Source organism: Nocardia otitidiscaviarum NBRC 14405 (assembly GCF_000308635.1).
In the GTDB taxonomy this organism is placed as follows: Bacteria; Actinomycetota; Actinomycetes; order Mycobacteriales; family Mycobacteriaceae; genus Nocardia; species Nocardia otitidiscaviarum.
The window spans coordinates 20,410-37,450 of sequence record NZ_BAGD01000044.1; the positions used below are offsets into that span (position 1 = coordinate 20,410).

A 17,041-nucleotide genomic window follows, 5' to 3' on the forward strand; every position below is an offset into this window, starting at 1 on the left:
ACCGGTGCGCGAGCGGCGCTATTCGAGGACTTCCTCGTCGCCGACACCGAAGCTGGTGAACGCCGTATTGCGCTGCAAGCGGTAGACCTCGCGGCCGAGGACCGAGTTGAGGATCTTGGCATTGCGCATCGCGCCGATGTCCAGGTTCGGCGCGGACACGCCCACCGCGTGCGCCTCGGCATTGGCGACGAACACTCGTCCCGCCAGTGCGGTGTCGGCGGCCACCGCGTGATTGCCCTCGATGATCAGGCGGCCCTTGGTGTCTCGGTGCAGCCGGTCCGCGATCGGGTCCAGGAACGCCTGCGCGCGGGGCTGGTAGCCGGTCGCCGCGACGACCATATCGGCGGTGTGGGCCAGCAGCGCTCCGGTGTCGCGGTGGCGTCCACGAATGCGCAGCCGCCCGTCGTCCAGGGTGTCGATGCCCTCCACCACGACACCGTTGCGCAGCCGCACCGGTTGCGGCTTCTCCTTGAGTTCGCGGCGGTAGAGCAGATCGTGCAGCCGGTCCAGGGTGTCGGTGGAGATGCCCTTGTGGAACTGCCAGTGTCCGGCGCGCACCCGGTCGCGGGTGTCCTCGGGCAGCCCGTGGAAGTACTCCATATAGGCGGGCGTGGTCATTTCCAGTGACAGCTTGGTGAAGTCCAGCGGCGCGAACCACGGTGTGCGCGTCCACCATTGCACCGCCGGACCGCCGTCGAGGTTGGCCTCGAGCAGATCGACCACGATCTCCGCGCCGGACTGGCCGGAGCCGATCACCGTTACCGCGCCCGCGGCGTGCGCGTCGTCGCGGTGGTGCAGGTAGTCGGCGCTGTGGACGAGCTTCGGCGAGTCGGTGGCCAGCGCGGCCGGGATGGCGGGCTCGGTGCCCACGCCCACCACGATATGACCGGCGTGGATGGTCGAGGTGGTACCGCCCGAGGTGACCGACACCTCGAACCGGTCGTGCGCGTCGTCCCAGCGCACCGCGTCGACGGTGGTGGAGAACCGCAGCGACGACAGCCGCCGCACCGCCCACAGCAGATACGCCTCGTACTCGCGACGGGTGGGGAAGAAGTCCTCGCGCACCAGGAACGGGTACAGGCGGTCGACATCGGCCAGGTAGGCCAGGAACGACATGGGGTGGGTCGGGTCCACCAGCGAGACCAGATCCGACAGGAAGCTGACCTGGAGCTTGGCCTCTTCGAACATCATGCCGGGGTGCCAGTGGAACTCCTCGACGGAATCCACCACCAGCACCTCGACATCATCGACCGTGGAGGCCATGGCGGCCAGGCCGATATTGAACGGACCCGCCCCGATGGCGAGGATGTCGACCGATTCGATGTCACTCATGGACCTTCACCATTTCGTCGTGTCCGCTGCGCAAGCCCTCGGACTCCACTTCCAATCCCACCCGCAGCAATTCGTCGAACAGATCGTCGATGTCCTGTGCGCTGGTCTCCGGATTCAGCAGGGTGAGCTTCACGCAGGTGCGGGGCTCGCCCGCGCCGCCCACCCGCACCTGGGTGCGGCCGATGAGCGCGGTGCCGGAGCTGATCAGGCGGCGGCGCAGTTCGCCGTTCACCTGGTCCAGGTCCAGATCCTCACAGCGGTAACGGAATACGACCGTGGTCAGGGTCACCGGCGCGACCAGTTCCAGCAGCGGTTCGGCGGTGATGCGGGCTTCGGCGTAGCGGGCCAGGTCGTGGCAGGCGTCGAGCATCCGGCCCAGGCCGCTGCGGCCGTAGGCGAGGAAGGTCGCCGCCACCTTGAGCACATCCGGGCGGCGCGTGGTCTGCAGCGTCTGGCCGAGCAGACCGCCGTATCCGGCCTCCACGTCGTCGTCCGGGTTGAGGTAGGCCACCGAGCGGTTCAGCGAGGCGAACCGGCGCTGATCCGACAGCAGCAGCACGCTGGCGGCGGCGGGCTGCCAGCCGACCTTGTGCAGATCGAGGGTCACCGAATCGGCGCGCTCGATACCGCGCAGCAGCGGAGCCAGCTTGTCGGAGAACAGCGAACCGAAACCGTAGGCGGCGTCGACGTGCATCCACACGCCGTGGCGCGCGGCGATATCGGCGATCTCGGGCAGCGGATCGATGGAGCCGAAGTCGGTGGTGCCCGCGGTGGCCACGATGGCGACCGGCGTATGGCTCTCGCGCAGTTCGGTCAGCGTCGTCTCCAGGGCCTCCGGAATCATCCGGTGGTCGGCGTCGACCGGGATCGGGATGGTCGCCGCCTCACCCAAACCCAATGCGGCACAGGCGCGGTGAATGGAGAAGTGCGCCACCTGCGAGCACAGCACCACCGGTCGGGGCAGTGCGCTCACGCCGTTGTGGCGAATGTCGATGCCCTGCCGGGCGGCCCCGTAGTCGCGGGCGATGAGCAGCGCCAGCAGATTCGAGTACGACCCGCCCGGACCGAAGACGCCGCCCGCGTTCTCGCCGAATCCGGCCAGCTTCGCCAGTGCGCTGATGGTCCACTGCTCGATGCCCAGGGTGGCCGGGCCGGAGTCGTAGGTGTCCAGGGAGGCGTTGGTGGCACTGGCCAGCGCGTCGGCCACCACGGCAACGGTCAGTGGCGGCGGCTGCAGGTGCGCGGCGCACAGCTTGTGGGTGAGATCCAGTCCGTAGCGGGCGATCACGTCGGCCAGCTGCGCGAGTGCGGCGGCCTCGCCCACGCCGTCGTCCGGAACCTGTTCCGCCCCCAGGGACGCCGCGACGGCGTCCAGCATCTCCGCCGGTTGTCCGGAGGGCAGCGGTGAGCCGTGGTGGCTCCGCTCGACCGCCGTGGCGAGTTGCGCCAGACCGCCGCCGACGGCGGTCCAGCCGTCGCCGGGTGTGGCGAACTTGGACGCTCTCCCCCAGGGGGACTCGAATTCAGGTGACACAGGTAGACCTCGTTACGTCAATGCGGGGGATGATTCGGAATGTCTGGGGCCGCAGGCGGGCTCGGCTATCCGGCCTCGGATTCGCTTACCGCGCCGACCAATTCGGCCAGCGGGCGGTCCAAGGCCGCGGGGATGCGGGTGACCAGCGCCGTGGCGATGGCCGCCGCCCGATGGGCGCGGGCGGTGTCGACCACCTCCGGCTGGTGATCCACCTCCAGGTGGACGTCGTCATCGGCACCCAGTTCGAATGCGAGCGTCAGCGGGTAATTGCCGATCCCGTGGAACACCGATGTGCAGTCGACCCGCGCACCGTCGGGGATCGGGATGCCGCGCAGCGGGGCGTTGCGCACCGAGGCCATGATCTCCGCCACCGGGAAGCGCCCGCCCGCCGCGCGCAGCGCGGTGAGCACGATGCCGTAGTCGACGCCGGTGAACTCCATGGACCGGTAGACCACCGCGACGGCATCGCGCAGCGCCGCGCGCACGGTGGCGTGCGGGTCGAAGGCGAAGCGCATCGGGACGATATTGCCGCTGTAGCCGACGGTATCCGGGCTCTCGCCGTGGCGCCGGTTGTCGGCGGGGACGAGCAGCACGTGGTCCGCGGCGTCGGTGAGGGCGTACACGGTGACCGCGCAGATCGCGATGAGCAGCGCGTTCGAGGTCGATCCGACCTCGCGGGCGACACCCTCGAGCGCCGCCACGGCGGATCGCTCGACGGGCCGCTCGAACCGCACGCCCGCACTCTCGTCCATGGGTGACAGCCAGCTCTCCGCCGCGCTGACCGCGGGCAGTTCCCCGGACAGCGGGAAGCGAATCCCCTCGGCGGCCCAGGTCGACCGGGCGTGCCGCACCGCGCGATCCACCTCGTCGGCGGTCACCGGCGCGTTCGACCGGTTCGGTCGATCCGCCTGCGCGGGCCACACACCGGTGGTCAGGGTGCCCAGCAGCAGCGGCCAGGACGTGTCGTCCACCGCCAGGTGATGCACGACCAGCACCAGCGTGACCCGCTCGTCTCCGCCGTAGATGCGTGCGCGCAGCGGCGGCTCCACGGTCAGATCGAAGGGCGCGCGTGTCAGAACCTCTGCGACGGAGGTCATCTCGGCTCGTCGCCGCTCCGTTGCGCACCGCTCGGGGATCGTTCCCCACTCCCAGACCGCTCCCGGTGCGACCCAGCGTCCCTCGACCTCGGCCGGTACGCGGCGCGGGACACCGTCCTCGGTGGCGACCACCGAGGACAGCACCGCGGCATTACCGACCATGGCCTCGAAGGACGCGATCACGCCGTCGAGGGTGTAGCCGCGCTCGAAGTCCAGGATCAGCCCGATGTTGTGGGACACCGAGGTCGGGTCGAGTTCGTAGATCTTCCACATACGCCGCTCGGCGGTCCGCAGCGCGCCGTCCGGCAGGTCGGGGGCGGGTGTCGCGGCCGGGGCGGGGGAGCGGTCGGCGGCCACGCCCGCGGCGGTCAGGCGGCGGCGCAGCAGTTCGAGTCGCGCGTCGGTCAGGGTGGTCATAGGTCTCCCAAGCTCGAGGCGACGGCGGAGTCCGATGCGCTCGGGCGTGCCGGGCGGAAGCCGTCGGAGCCCGGCGTGCGGCTGAATTCCTCACGCTTGCTTGCTGTTTCGCGCAGTATTGTCCAGTCGCTGACGATGCCGGTCAGGTCGCCGCGCGCCCACAGCGGCGCTTGGTCCTCGAAGTGCGGCGAGCGCTTGTCTCCGCTCACACCCAGCGGCACGATCCACCGGCTCGCGTCGCGGTCGTTCAGGTCCCACACGTAGCGGGCGGCGGAGCCGACGCTGCACGCGTGCGAGAAGCCGACGGCGCTGGCATTGGCGAAAACGCATTCGGCATCCCCGCCCAGCGGCAGCCGACCCGGCCGAATCCGTGCCGACAGTTCGGGATACCGCAGGCTCGCGCCGACCAGATCGAAGCCGTGGATGGGAGCGAACACGTGCACGCTGCCCCAGGTCGGAATCTCTTCGGCCGCCTCGAGTCGAGCCGCGACCGCTTCGACGGATTCCCGGACCAGTCGGTCCACCTCCACCCCGAGCGTGGCCGCCCGATCCACCACGGCATCCAGTGCCGCCGCGACCCGGGTGCCCACCACGAACCATGGATCGAAGGTGCGGCCGAAGGGATGGGGTGCACCCAGCCCGGCCAGCGCGGCATCGCCGGTGAGGGCGCGGACCAGGTGGGCGCGCACCTCCGCGTACACATACGCGTCGGTGCTGTCGGCGTGCATCGTGCGGTCCCAGTCCAGCAGCCGACGGCGCACCGCCTCGGCGCGCGGGCTCAGCCCGGTCAGCGGGCGCAGCACCCGCTGGACGACGTCGCCGGCGTCGACGGTGACATCGCGGTGGATGCGTTCGCAGTCCGCCGCCGAGACGGCCGCGGTCTCCGCGAGCAATGCGTCGATGCGGTCGGCCCGGAACGGAGCCGCGCATTCCGTGGTGATCGGTTGCAGCGGAGCTGTTTTCGCGATGCGCTGATTGGCGATGACCGAGTACTCGGACACCCGGGCGTCGAACGTCTCGTCCCGCACGGACGCGCCGGTGTAGCCGCGCCACCGGTAGCGCTCGTCCCAGCCCGGCACCGGCAGCCAGTAGTTCTCGGCGGCGCGTTCCGGCATGGCGCCCACCACGTGGTGGGTCAGGCTGCCGGCGGTATCGGCGATGACGATCCGGTTGACCGGTTCGGACCACTGCCGCAGTGCCTGTTCGACCTCGGGCACCGACGTGGCGAACAGCAGATCCAGTGACGCGTCGAAGGTCGTCTCCGGATCGCACAGCATGGGGGTGCGCAGGCTCAGCGCGAACGGCTCGTCCGGACCGCCGAAGATGACCGGCCCGTTGTCGGTGACGATGATCTCGACCCGCACCGGCTCGCCGCCGCGCACCCGGATCTCCTCGGTATGCGTCTCGGCGAGCGTGGTGCCGTCGACGGATTCGGCGTACACGGCGGCGCCCGAGCGGGTCAGTTTCTCGACGTAGAGATCCTGGTAGTCGCCCATGGCATTGGTGATGCCCCAGGCCACCGTGCCGGAGTGGCTGAAGTGCGGCACCCCGGGCACGCCCGCGAACGAGAAGCCCACCACGTCGAATTCCGGTGCCGCCAAATGGAACTGCTGGTAGATGCCGGGCAGCTCCAGGAAACGGTGCGGATCGCCCGCGATGAGCGGTGCGCCGGTGGCGGTGCGCGTCGCGGCCACGCCCCAGGCATTGCTGCCCGAGATGGCATCGCCGAAGGAGGCTTTCGGAGCCGCGCCGGCGGTGGCCGCGTCCGGCAGCCACCGCAGCAGATCGGCGACGAAGGCGCTGTCCGGCATCGCGGGGACGCGATCGGTGGTGTCGTCGACACCCTCGCAGTCGAACAGCGCCAGCGCGTCCACGCCCAGCGCCCGGCACGCGTGCAGTCGCCAGAGCTTGGTGAGGAACCGGCCGAACAGCACGTTGTGGACGATGAACACCGAGATGGGCGTCCACGGCCGCCACGGCGCGGGGGTGTGGTCGAACTCGGTCAGCTCGATGGCGTCGGCCGTGTCCAGGGTGCTGTTCACGCCGTCGGCGAAGGCCGCGACCAGTTCCCGGGTGCGCGGGGAGGATGCCTCGAAGATGCGCCGGGCCGCGGCGTCGAGGCGGGCGCGCCGGGCGAATTCGTCCCAGCCCACGCTGTCGCTGCCGAAGACCTCCGCGGTGCGGCCCTCGGCGCGCAGTCGCAGGAATTCCAGCTGCCAGGCGCGGTCGGTCCCGCAGGCGTGGCCCTGGCCGAAGAGCGCGCCCGCGGCCGAGGTCGCGGTGATGTGCGGAATGCCCCAGGCGTCCCGGATGATTTCCACATCCGGGTGGTTCGTGGGCTCGGTGGTCACGAAACCGCCACCTCCTCCTTGTGTTCCCGAGTCGTGTGTTCCCGAGTCGCGGACGGCCGGAATGCCGCGATCGGATTCACGAGTTCGTGCCGGTCGTCGACGAGGGTCGAATAGGAATCGCCGAGATTGACCATCCGGCGGTTGTTGGTCAGCTGCAGCCGGTTCATATGGATCGCCTTGAAGGTCGGCGCGAACAGGTCCCAGGCGCGGAACCGGTCGGCCAGATCCGGGTGCAGTTCCTGGAATTGGGTCACACTCTCGGCGACGACGGCCCAGAAGTCCCGATCCGGCAGCAGCCCGCTGGCATGGAATACGGCGGCGAGATGGCGCAGGAAATCGTCGAACACATCCGACAGCACACCCATATTGCGGATGTCGTCGGTCGCTTCCGCCCGCGCCCGCTGGCAGGATTCGGGCAGGTCGTCCGGATCGCCGAAGATGGAGACCTCTTCGCCGATGTCCTTGAGCACGGCCCGTACCGGAATGCCGTTGTCGAGCACCAGGATCAGATTCTCCCCGTGCGGCGAGAACTTGAGCTCGTACTTGTAGAGCAGATAGACGATCGGGTGCAGGTAGGAGCGCAGATAGCGGTGCAGCCAGTCCCGCACCGGAATGCCCGAATCGCGAACCACGGTCGCCACGAACGGATTTCCGTCGTGGTCGACGTGCAGCAGCGCGGCCATGGTGGCAAGCTGCTCCCCGTCGCGCACCAGCGGAATCGGGCTCTCCCGCCACAGCGCCGACAGCAGTTTGCGGTACTCCGAGCCGGGCTGGGTGATGGCCGTGTAGTTCGGGCTGCGGTAGCCGATGGCCGCGACCTCGTAGAGCATCTCGAAATCCAGCGATTTCAGGTACTCGTCATCGGTGACCAGCGCGCGCACCCAGTCGTTGATCAGCGGGGTATTGCGCATGTAGTCCGCCGACATCCCGCGCGTGAATCCCATATTGACAATGGAGAGCGCGAGTTTGACGTAATGCCGGGTGGGGTGCGTGGTGTTGAACAGCGTCCGGATGGACTGCTGCGGCTGGTACAGATCCGGGCCCTCGCCCAGTTCCACGATGCGCTCTTCGGCGATGTCGACGGCGTAGACGCGCGCGACCTTCTCGACCCACTGCCACGGGTGCACCGGCATGTAGTAGTAGGCCGCGGGTTCGAGCCCCCGCGCGGTGAGGACGCCGTCGAAGCGCGCGAGGGTCTCCGCACCCAACTCGTCGCGGACCAGATCGGCGTAGTCGACCCCGGCCACCGCCGCGAACTCACAGTTCTCCCGGCGCACGGCCACCCAGGTCAGCGGGAACCGCTGTCCGGATTCCGGGGCGTAGCGCTCGACGTCGGCGGCGCTGAATCCGAGCCGACCGGCGTTGGCCACGATGCAGGGATGGCCCTCGGTCATGGTGCGCTCGATGGTCTGGAAGTCGGCGCGGGCCAGCTCCGCCACCGGAATGCGCCGAGCATCAGCACGATTCGTGCTGATCAGCAGTGTATTGGTGAACTCCTCCAGATATTCCGGCAACGCCTCGGCGGGAATGCCGAGCGAGCCGCTGAGGTCGATGACGAGCTGGATCGCGTCGATGCGCAGTTCCTCACCCGCCCGCACCCGGCGCAGCGAGTTCTCGTCGATACTCCAGCTGTCCAGCGACAGCAGTTCGGCGCGGAAGAAATACTCGGTCCGCCCGTCGTCGGAGTGGACCACGAAGACGCCGGGGGACAATTCGACCGGATGTACGAAACGCTCGTGACAGAACTCGGAGAGGATCTTCTTCGCAATTCTGGTTTCGTACGTCTGCCAGTACGCGGATCGGCGGGCGGAGGCCACGGTGCTGTTCAAAACGCTACTTTCTCAGGGGTTCTCGAGCTGATCGGTCGCCAGGGAGCGCCCGCTGTCGGTCACTCGCAGGAAATCGGCGCGCGTGCAATAGCTCAGTCGTGCGATCTTGTCGGCGACCGGGAAGTCACCCACGACGCGGAACCCGACGGCGGCATTGAGCCGCTGCACATCCAGATTGCGGTGGTCCGGCTCGACCACGACCCGCTCGGCGCCGCAGTCGAAGAACGCCGTGCGCATGATGTGCAGCATCACGTTCCCGGTGAATCCGGCCAATCGCCGCTCGCTGCTGGCAACGAGCAGATGCATGCCGATATCGCCGGGCTCGTGCGCATACCCCGTGCCCGGCTTGGCGAGATCGCTGGTCACCGGGTTGTAGAGCTCGAAGAGGAACTGCGGCTCGCCCTCGAAATACCCCATCCGCATACCGAATCGGGGATCGGGATCCGCTTCGGCCCCCCGGAGCAATCGCTCCACATCGGCCAGGCTGCTGTTCACCATCCCCCAGTACGCGGACTTGGGATGGTTGAGCCACCGGTGCGCGGTCTCGGTATCGCGTTCGACCTCGATCCGCCGCGACGTCAGCTCATAGCTCGGTACCGCTGAGCTGGGCATATCGGACCGAGACGCCTCGGCTCGACCATCGACACCCGAACTCGCCTCGGGACGAGCAACCACCATGAGAACGCCTCTCGCAGATCCACTTTCGCGGGGTTAGCGTACCCTAATTAAGTTAGGGTAAGCTAACAAGCCTGGCGGGTTCGGCTGCTCGCGACGTGAGAGCGATAGCGGCATGCTGTCATCGGCGAACCTCTCGCCGGTGGCGAAGTCGTCGCCCGACGTGCGCCTCTCTCGTGCCATAGGAGTTTAGCCTCACCTAAATTAGGATAGGCTACTGTAAGATAGATCTCCTGGCGAGTGGCACCCCGTGCCCACTCCTCGAGACGGGCGCAGCGGCCCGCCGCGGCAGCGAGCCTGCCCGCGTCGGTGCTGACGCGGTCCGAGATTGGTCAGCGTTCGGGTTCGCGTGCGCCCTGATCGAGCCGGAACGGCGGATACTCGTCACGCATCAGTGCGGCGTAGGCCACCACGCGATACGCCCATCGGTTGATGCCGAGCAGGAAATCGAACACCCCGCGCGGATAGCGTCCAGTGCACAGCAGCGCGATCGCGGCGATGAGAACCAGCAGGTCGAGCAGCGGGGGAACGAAATTCGCGTAATCCGATTCGGCGTCGACGATCACCGCCCCGCTCAGCATGGCCACCAGGATCAGATAGTGCGGAACGGCCAGCAGCCACCACTTCACCAGCACCAGCCCGCGTGACAGCCGTTCGGGATAGTCCACCGTCAGATCCGCCGGGTAGTCGTCGTCGGGGCGCAGCGAGAACGGTGGATACCGGTCGGTCCCCAGCGCGTTGTAGGTGTAGAACATCACCCGCCACGACCACCGCATGATGCCCACATTGATATCGAAGATGGGACGCGGATATCTGCCGACCACCAGGATCGCGAAGAAGGCCACGATGGTCAGCAGCAGGAATCCGATCCCCAGGAAGATCAGGATGAGGTAATGCGGAATGGCGAGAATCCACTTCACCAGCCACAGCCACCGCGACAAATTCTCACTCAGATCACCACGCACCCGTACCGGATGGACAGCGGGCCGCGCCGGTTCGACGGCGGAAGTCTCCGTGCTCATGACAGCGCTCCTTCCACAACGCGATGCCAGTGCCTCCAGAATGAACCCTCGCCGGCCTGCCTGCTGCCGATTCGTCGGTCGGTCGGTCACGGGCCGCCGCCGCACCGCGTCGAACGGCGTCGTGGTCGCGCCCCGTAATGCCGGGACGGGTGCTGGCTATATAGCGAGTGGCAATCGTTCCCGTTGGATCGGACCGGCAGGGGTGGACGTGGGCGCGACCGTGCGCGAGATCGTGTGGGATGTTGCGGAAGTTGCTGCTCCGGAGGAGGTGTGGCTGCTCGACGGGATGCGCGGCTGGGACGATGAGCGGATCGGGCGGGCGCTGCGCGGGCGGCGGCGAGGCGGGCCGGTGCGGTTCGGGTTCTCCGATGTCGCGCCGTTCGTGGTGCCACTGGTGTGGATGATCGTCGAACAGCTCAGCGACCACGCGACCGGGAAGGTGGTCGGCAGCGTCGCCGACCGGGCGGGCGCGCGGATTCGCCGCTCCCTGCGCGGTCGGTCGGCGCGGCCCCCGACCGTGCCGCCGGTGGACGCCGAAACCTTGCGGCGGGTGCGGCGGCAGGTGGTCGAGCAGGCGATGGCAGCGGGTTTCGACGCCCGCCGGGCCGAGTCGCTGGCCGATGAGGTGGTGGACCGGTTGCGGCGAGTGGGGGACGACCCGGAGTCGCCGTGATCCGTGACGACGGCGTCGGCGTCGCACGGCATCGTCGTTTCGTCGGATGGGGCGCGCAGCAGCTGTTCATGCTGCTGCTCACCGCGACCGTCCTCTGGTCGACAGTGCTGACCAGTCGAGTGGTCCTGGCGTGGCACGGTGGAGCCGCCTACCGGACCTGTATGAACACAGCGGGATTCGATCCCGAGAACCGATTGCATATCGCGATGCTGGATATTCCGGCGCGACACGGCCGTTTCGGTCACTGCTATTCCGAGACGCTGTCATCAGCTCTGCTGATCGCCCTGCTCTGGACCGTCGGCGTACTCCTCGCCGCGGTCGTGTCCTGTCGGCGTGGGCCGCGATGGGCGCGGCGCGCACGTTTTCTCGACCCGCCACCCGAATTGCGGCCGCTGCTGGCCCGCCTCGTGAGTCGCGCCGGAATCGACCGCCGCGCACCGGATTTCGTCGTCGATGTCGCACAAACCGGATCCGATGCCGCCGTCCTGCGCCGGTCCGGTCGCACGGTGGTCTGCCTGAGCGCGGGCCTGGCCCGGCAGGCATGGTTCCGGCCCGCCGTCGTGGAGGCCGTGGTACTGCACGAACTCGCCCATGCGCGCAACAGCGACGTCGGGATCGGGTACGGCGCGCGAGCGGTGTGGCGTGGTTTCGTGCTCGCCGTCGTGGTCCCGTTCACGGCAACCCGCCTGTGGTCGCGCTCCACCGGTGAGATCACCGGCCCCTACGCCGAATTCTGGCCGGGACGCCAGCAGGCGTTGCCGCGCGATCTCCTGCTGGTCGCGGTCATGGTGACCGTCGGCTACCTCATCCATGCCCGGGTACAGCGAACTCGTGAACATGTCGCCGATCACGACGCCCGTGCCTGGGGTGCGGACCCCGCGGTCTGGCAGCTACTCCGCCCGGGCTCCGACGGTCATCGGATTACGCTGCGAGGCACGGTATTCGCGGCCCTGTTCGGCTTCTGGCGCGCCCATCCGAGGAGTGCTGACCGACGGCGCTGGCTGGCGGACTCCGGCATTGTCGACGCCGACCACGGCAAGTTCGGTCCGAACCTCCTCGCCGTGGCGGCAGTCATGCTCATGCTCACCTGCCTCGGGCGCATCGCGGCCGCAGACGGGTTTGCCTTCGTCGTCGTATCGGCCTGCACCGTGCTCGCCACACTGACGCTGCTGTCGCTCGGGGGCGTGTCGAAAGGCGGATGGCATCACTGGAACTTCCATCCCCCTTCTACTGTATAGCCGATCGGCGTCGCTCATGACGAATCGAAATCTGGTCCATAATCGCTCGCTACATGCCGAAACCCCAGGTGAGGAGCAAGCCGAATGGCCTATGTGCTGGACTTCGCGGACGTCGACCGGAGCCGGATCGCGGGTGTGGGCGGGAAGGGTGCGAACCTCGGGGAACTGGCGAGGATCGACGGTGTTCGGGTGCCGGACGGCTTCTGTGTCACCACGGAGGCGTTCCGTCGGGTGCTGGCCGAGCTGCCCGCCGTCGAGGTTCAGCTCGGCGAACTGACGGCCCTGGCTCCGGACGACCGCACCCGCATCGCGGCGCTCAGCGCCGACATCCGCCGTGCGATAGAAGAATTCGTCATTCCGGGCGATATCGCGACGGCGGTCGCCGCCGCGTACGCCCGGCTGGGCGCGGATACCGCCTGTGCCGTGCGGTCCAGCGCGACCGCCGAGGACCTGCCGACCGCGTCTTTCGCCGGTCAACAGGACAGCTACCTGAATGTCACCGGCGTGCGGGCGATTCTCGAGCACATCGGCCGGTGCTGGGCTTCCCTGTTCACCGAGCGGGCGATCACCTATCGCCAGCGCAACGGCTTCGGCCACCGGGCAATCGATATGGCGGTGGTCGTCCAGCGGATGGTGTTCCCGCGGGCCGCGGGCATCATGGTCACCGCCGATCCGGTCACCTCGGATCGGAAGGTGGTTTCCATCGATGCCGGGTTCGGTCTCGGTGAGGCACTGGTATCCGGCTTGGTGAACGCCGACGTCTACCGGGTTCGCGACGACGCGATCACCGATCGGACCGTCGCCACCAAGAAACTGACCGTCGAAGCGAACCCGGCGGGCGGCACGCAGGTCCGGGAGATCGAGCCGGAGCGACAGCACCGGCAGGTGCTGACCGACGCGCAGATTCTGCGGCTGGCACGGCTGGGCCGCGACATCGAGGCGCATTTCGGCTGCCCCCAGGACGTCGAATGGTGCTTGGACGACACGGATTTCCGCATCGTCCAGAGTCGTCCGATCACCACCCTGTTCCCGGTCCCCGAGGCCGCCGACGACGACAACCACGTCTACCTCTCGGTCGGCCACCAGCAGATGATGACCGATGCGATGACACCGCTGGGATTGTCGGTGTGGCAGTTGACGAGCCCCGCACCCATGCGGCACGCGGGTGGTCGCCTGTTCGTCGACATCACCCGCGCCCTGTCGTCGCCGACGGCGCGGCAGGCACTGGTCGACGGTTTCAGCCAAGCCGATCCGCTCTCCGGCGACGCGCTGCGCACCATCGTCGACCGCGGATTCATTCCCACGGTCCCGGACACGACCCCCGCCGCCCCGGCGGCCGAGGCCGCCACGCCGATCGACGCCGACCCGGAACTGGTCGCCGAACTGATCGCCGCCAGCGAGCAGTCCCTCGCGGCGCTGAAGAAGGACATCGAGGCCGAAACCGGCACGGCCCTACTGGATTTCATCGCTGCCGATATCCAAGGCGAACTCCGGCGGGTCCTGTTCAACGCCCGGAGCCGACAGGCGATCATGGCCGGCATGGAGGCGGCGGGCTGGCTCAACGACCGGTTGCGGACCTGGCTGGGGGAGACGAACGCCGCCGACGTACTCGCACAGTCGGTGCCCGGAAATGTCACCGCCGAAATGGGCCTGGCTCTACTGGATGTCGCCGACGCCATCCGGCCGCACCCGGACGTGGTGGACTACCTGCGGCAGGTCGCCGATACCGGTGTCGACGGCCAGCGTTTCCTGGACGAGTTGGCGCAGCGTCCGGGCGGCGCCGCGCCCCGCGCCGCGCTCGACGCCTTCCTCGACCGTTACGGCATGCGCTGCGTCGGCGAAATCGACATCACCCGCCCGCGCTGGAGCGAACACCCCGCCGCCCTCGTCCCGACCCTCCTCGCCGATATCGCCAACTTCGCGCCGGGCGCGGCCGAACAGCGCTTCGCGGACGGCCTGCGCGCCGCCGAACAGCACACCCGCGACATCCTGGAGCGGCTGCGCGCACTGCCGGACGGAGAGTCGAAAGCCGTTGAGACCCAGGCGATGATCGACCGCCTCCGCACCTTCACCGGCTACCGCGAGTACCCGAAGTACGCGATGGTCAGCCGCTACTTCGTCTACAAGCAGGCCCTCCTGCGGGAGGCCGCACACCTCGTCCGAACCGGAGTGCTCACCGCCCCCGAGGACATCTTCTACCTGCGCTTCGACGAACTCCGCGAAGTGGTGTCCACCCAACGCGCCGACCACACCCTCCTCCGCGACCGCGAACAAGCCTTCCGCGCCCACCAAACCCTCACCCCACCCCGGGTGCTCACCTCGGACGGCGAAATGATCACCGGCGCCTACCGCCGCGCCGACCTCCCCCCGACCGCCCTCCCCGGCACGCCCGTATCCGCCGGCACCGTCGAAGGCCGCGCCCGCGTCATCTCCGACATAGCCGAAGCCGACCTCACCCCCGGCGACATCCTGATCACCGCCTACACCGACCCCAGCTGGACCCCACTGTTCGTAACGGTCTCCGGCCTCGTCACCGAGGTGGGCGGCCTGATGACCCACGGTGCCGTCATCGCCCGCGAATACGGCCTCCCCGCCGTAGTCGGCGTGGAGAACGCCACCACCCGCATCCGAGACGGGCAGCGCATTCGGGTGCACGGGTCGGAGGGGTACGTCGAGATCTTGCCGGAGCAGTAGGTCGGCGGGTGCACTGTCCCCACCGCCCGCTGCTCGGCCCGTCGGTGGGTGGATCTGCCGCAATCATCCTGGTGGAAATGCCCCTGCGCAGTGCTGCCGGATCGTGCCCGATGCGGTGGTGCCTCGAAGGCGCCGTTCGCACTCCAGGAATGAGTCCCACGCATCGGCGTCGTACCCGCGGAGGGTTGCCGTGACCGTTGCGGCAGAGTGGGACGAGTTACATAGATTGCATCTTACTTAGATTGAATTTAAGTATAATGAGCTGATTCTTCTTACTGGAGGTGGGCGGTGGAGTTCAAGGGGCGGGTGGCGGATCTTGACCTGTTGGCGCGGCAGCTGGGCCTGGTGACGGACGGGGCCGGTTCGACCCGGGGCCGTGCGGTAATCATGACCGGTCGGCGGCGGGTGGGGAAGTCGCGGCTGGTTCAGGAGTTCTGTGATCGCTCCGATCTGCCGTACGTCGTCTTCCAAGCGACGCGGGGTCGTAACCCTGTCGCGGAGCGGGAGGACTTCGTCGCGACCGTGGCTCATTCGCCGCTGCGAGGTGCGGAGCTGGTTGAGGGGATGTCCGCGGCGGATTGGAATCAGGCGCTGCGGACGCTGGCCATCGCGCTGCCGGACGATGCCGCGAGCATCATGGTGATCGACGAGGTGCCATGGCTGGTGGAGCAGGACTCCGAGTTCGAAGGGGCGCTGCAGACGGTGTGGGATCGGCATCTGTCGGCCAAACCGGTGCTGCTGGTGCTGGTGGGCAGTGACGTCTCGGTTATGGAGGCCTTGCAGTCACACGGTCGCCCGTTCTTCGGGCGAGCGACGAAAATGACGGTGGCACCGCTGCAGTTGGCGGATGTACAGGCCATGACCGAGCTGTCGGCGGCCGAGGCGATGGATGCGCTGTTGATTACGGGTGGGTTCCCGGAAATCGTCCAGTCGTGGCGTCCGGGCATGAGCCGCACGGATTTCCTGCGCGATGCGACGGCGAATCCGTTGTCTCCGCTGCTGGTTGCGGGTGAGTTGTCGCTGCTGGGCGAGTTTCCGGAGGCGTCGCGTTCGCGGGCGGTGCTGGAGGCGATCGGCAGCGGAGAACGTACCTTCGGCACGATTGCCGCTGCCGCGGGCAGCGTGGGCGCCCTGCCGGCGGGCACGCTGACACCGTTGCTGAGTACCTTGCAGGCCAAGCGCATCGTGGCCGCGGATCTGCCGCTGTCGACCAAGACGGACAGCAAGAACAAGCGCTACCGCATCGCCGATTCTTACCTGCGGTTCTGGTTGGCCTTCCTGGAACGCGGAATTCCGCTCATCGAACGCGGTCGGGGCGATCTGGCGCTGGAGCGGATCGAGCGCTCCTGGACGACCTGGCGCGGTCGTGCGGTGGAGCCGGTGGTTCGGGAATCGCTGCTGCGCTTGCTGCCCGACGAGCGCTGGTCCGGGACCGAGGCGGTGGGTGGCTGGTGGAATCGGCAGAATAATCCGGAGATCGACCTGATCGGTGCCGACCGCGAGCCTGTCGCGGGCGCAGTGCATTTCGTCGGCTCGATCAAATGGCTCGAGGACCGGCCGTTCGACCGCCACGACTACGATGCCCTCGCCCGCAGTGTGCTCGCGATTCCAGGGACCGAGTTCGATACGCCGCTGGTGGCGGTCTCGCGGTCCGGAGTCGACGGTGACCTGCCGGTCGCTACCTGTTGGGGGCCTGAGGACCTGTTGCGCGCTTGGCAGTGAACGGCGTTCACCACCGCGCCGCGGTGGTCTGCCGTATAGGCGCGGCGAGGCGGTGTTCCTGTCACGTGAATACGCGAATGGTGGATCTGCCGCTGGTCTGGTGGTGGATTCGCCGCTGGCTAGGCGGTGGATCGCGAAGCCTCGAAGGAATGGATGCATCTCGACATCGTCAGCTGTGCTGATCACTGTCTCACGGCTAGCCGTGACGCATGTTCATCGAGCATGGGCCAGGCAAGGAACCGGTTCGCCCGAGCGCGAATGCACTCGTGCGTTTGCTAGATGGTTACGGCGGGTTGGGGAGTTGGGGGCGTTCGTCCCGGGGAAACGGACGAAGCGGGCGTTCGGCGGGTTTCCGGACGGGATGTGAAACGTGGTGCGCGAGGGGGGACTTGAACCCCCACGTCCGTGGACACCAGAACCTAAATCTGGCGCGTCTGCCAATTTCGCCACTCGCGCT

General features: G+C 68.0%; 11 protein-coding genes and 1 tRNA gene. 4 read left to right on the top strand and 8 right to left on the bottom strand.

Annotated features, from left to right (window positions below; genetic code table 11):
• Window positions 1-18: 18 nt before the first annotated feature.
• The 7 genes from ON31_RS07755 to ON31_RS07785 all read right to left on the bottom strand — a co-directional run bounded on the left by ON31_RS07755 (window position 19) and on the right by ON31_RS07785 (window position 10,257).
• On the bottom strand, window positions 19-1,332 hold the full coding sequence (locus tag ON31_RS07755; protein WP_039810935.1) for a lysine N(6)-hydroxylase/L-ornithine N(5)-oxygenase family protein: 1,314 nt from the start codon (window positions 1,330-1,332) through the stop codon (window positions 19-21).
• Window positions 1,325-2,866, bottom strand: coding sequence for a pyridoxal phosphate-dependent decarboxylase family protein (locus ON31_RS07760; protein WP_039810938.1), 1,542 nt, complete (start codon window positions 2,864-2,866; stop codon window positions 1,325-1,327). The genes ON31_RS07755 and ON31_RS07760 overlap by 8 nt, the downstream gene beginning before the upstream one ends.
• Before the next feature lie 65 nt (window positions 2,867-2,931).
• Window positions 2,932-4,380, bottom strand: coding sequence for a condensation domain-containing protein (locus tag ON31_RS07765; RefSeq protein WP_039810940.1), 1,449 nt, complete (start codon window positions 4,378-4,380; stop codon window positions 2,932-2,934).
• A complete protein-coding gene (locus ON31_RS07770) occupies window positions 4,377-6,731 on the bottom strand; it encodes a penicillin acylase family protein (protein WP_039810943.1) in 2,355 nt (784 codons plus the stop codon). Before ON31_RS07770 ends, ON31_RS07765 begins: the two co-directional genes overlap by 4 nt.
• Window positions 6,728-8,560, bottom strand: a complete 1,833-nt coding sequence (locus ON31_RS07775) for an IucA/IucC family protein (protein ID WP_051036968.1) — start codon at window positions 8,558-8,560, stop codon at window positions 6,728-6,730. The genes ON31_RS07770 and ON31_RS07775 overlap by 4 nt, the downstream gene beginning before the upstream one ends.
• 12 nt (window positions 8,561-8,572) lie before the next feature.
• Window positions 8,573-9,172 (bottom strand): GNAT family N-acetyltransferase, encoded by a 600-nt coding sequence (locus ON31_RS07780; protein WP_039810946.1) that lies wholly within the window; start codon window positions 9,170-9,172, stop codon window positions 8,573-8,575.
• A 395-nt stretch (window positions 9,173-9,567) separates the two neighbouring features.
• Complete coding sequence (locus ON31_RS07785) at window positions 9,568-10,257, bottom strand: DUF4389 domain-containing protein (RefSeq protein WP_039810948.1); 690 nt, start codon at window positions 10,255-10,257, stop codon at window positions 9,568-9,570.
• Between the two features lie 208 nt (window positions 10,258-10,465).
• On the opposite strand from ON31_RS07785, the gene ON31_RS07790 reads away from it, so the two are divergent.
• The 4 genes from ON31_RS07790 (at window position 10,466) to ON31_RS07805 (ending at window position 16,584) form a co-directional block, all read left to right on the top strand.
• Window positions 10,466-10,930, top strand: coding sequence for a hypothetical protein (locus ON31_RS07790; protein ID WP_147287067.1), 465 nt, complete (start codon window positions 10,466-10,468; stop codon window positions 10,928-10,930).
• Window positions 10,927-12,168: a M48 family metalloprotease gene (locus tag ON31_RS07795; RefSeq protein WP_039810952.1), complete on the top strand. Its 1,242-nt coding sequence runs from the start codon at window positions 10,927-10,929 to the stop codon at window positions 12,166-12,168. Before ON31_RS07790 ends, ON31_RS07795 begins: the two co-directional genes overlap by 4 nt.
• 84 nt (window positions 12,169-12,252) lie before the next feature.
• The gene (gene rph / locus ON31_RS07800) at window positions 12,253-14,862 is read left to right on the top strand and encodes a rifamycin-inactivating phosphotransferase (RefSeq protein WP_039810953.1); all 2,610 of its coding nucleotides are present in this window, start codon (window positions 12,253-12,255) and stop codon (window positions 14,860-14,862) included.
• 288 nt (window positions 14,863-15,150) lie between these two features.
• Window positions 15,151-16,584, top strand: coding sequence for an ATP-binding protein (locus ON31_RS07805; RefSeq protein WP_039810957.1), 1,434 nt, complete (start codon window positions 15,151-15,153; stop codon window positions 16,582-16,584).
• A 371-nt stretch (window positions 16,585-16,955) separates the two neighbouring features.
• Here the strand turns inward: ON31_RS07805 and ON31_RS07810 are convergent.
• Window positions 16,956-17,040: transfer RNA gene (locus ON31_RS07810), tRNA-Leu, on the bottom strand.
• Between the last annotated feature and the right edge of the window lies 1 nt (window position 17,041).

What these genes read in the sequence shown, in the direction of transcription:
- rph (WP_039810953.1), top strand. Translation starts at nt 12,253, where the DNA reads ATGGCCTATGTGCTGGACTTCGCGGACGTCGACCGGAGCCGGATCGCG.
- ON31_RS07765 (WP_039810940.1), bottom strand. Translation starts at nt 4,380, where the DNA reads ATGACCACCCTGACCGACGCGCGACTCGAACTGCTGCGCCGCCGCCTG.
- ON31_RS07780 (WP_039810946.1), bottom strand. Translation starts at nt 9,172, where the DNA reads ATGCCCAGCTCAGCGGTACCGAGCTATGAGCTGACGTCGCGGCGGATC.
- ON31_RS07755 (WP_039810935.1), bottom strand. Translation starts at nt 1,332, where the DNA reads ATGAGTGACATCGAATCGGTCGACATCCTCGCCATCGGGGCGGGTCCG.
- ON31_RS07785 (WP_039810948.1), bottom strand. Translation starts at nt 10,257, where the DNA reads ATGAGCACGGAGACTTCCGCCGTCGAACCGGCGCGGCCCGCTGTCCAT.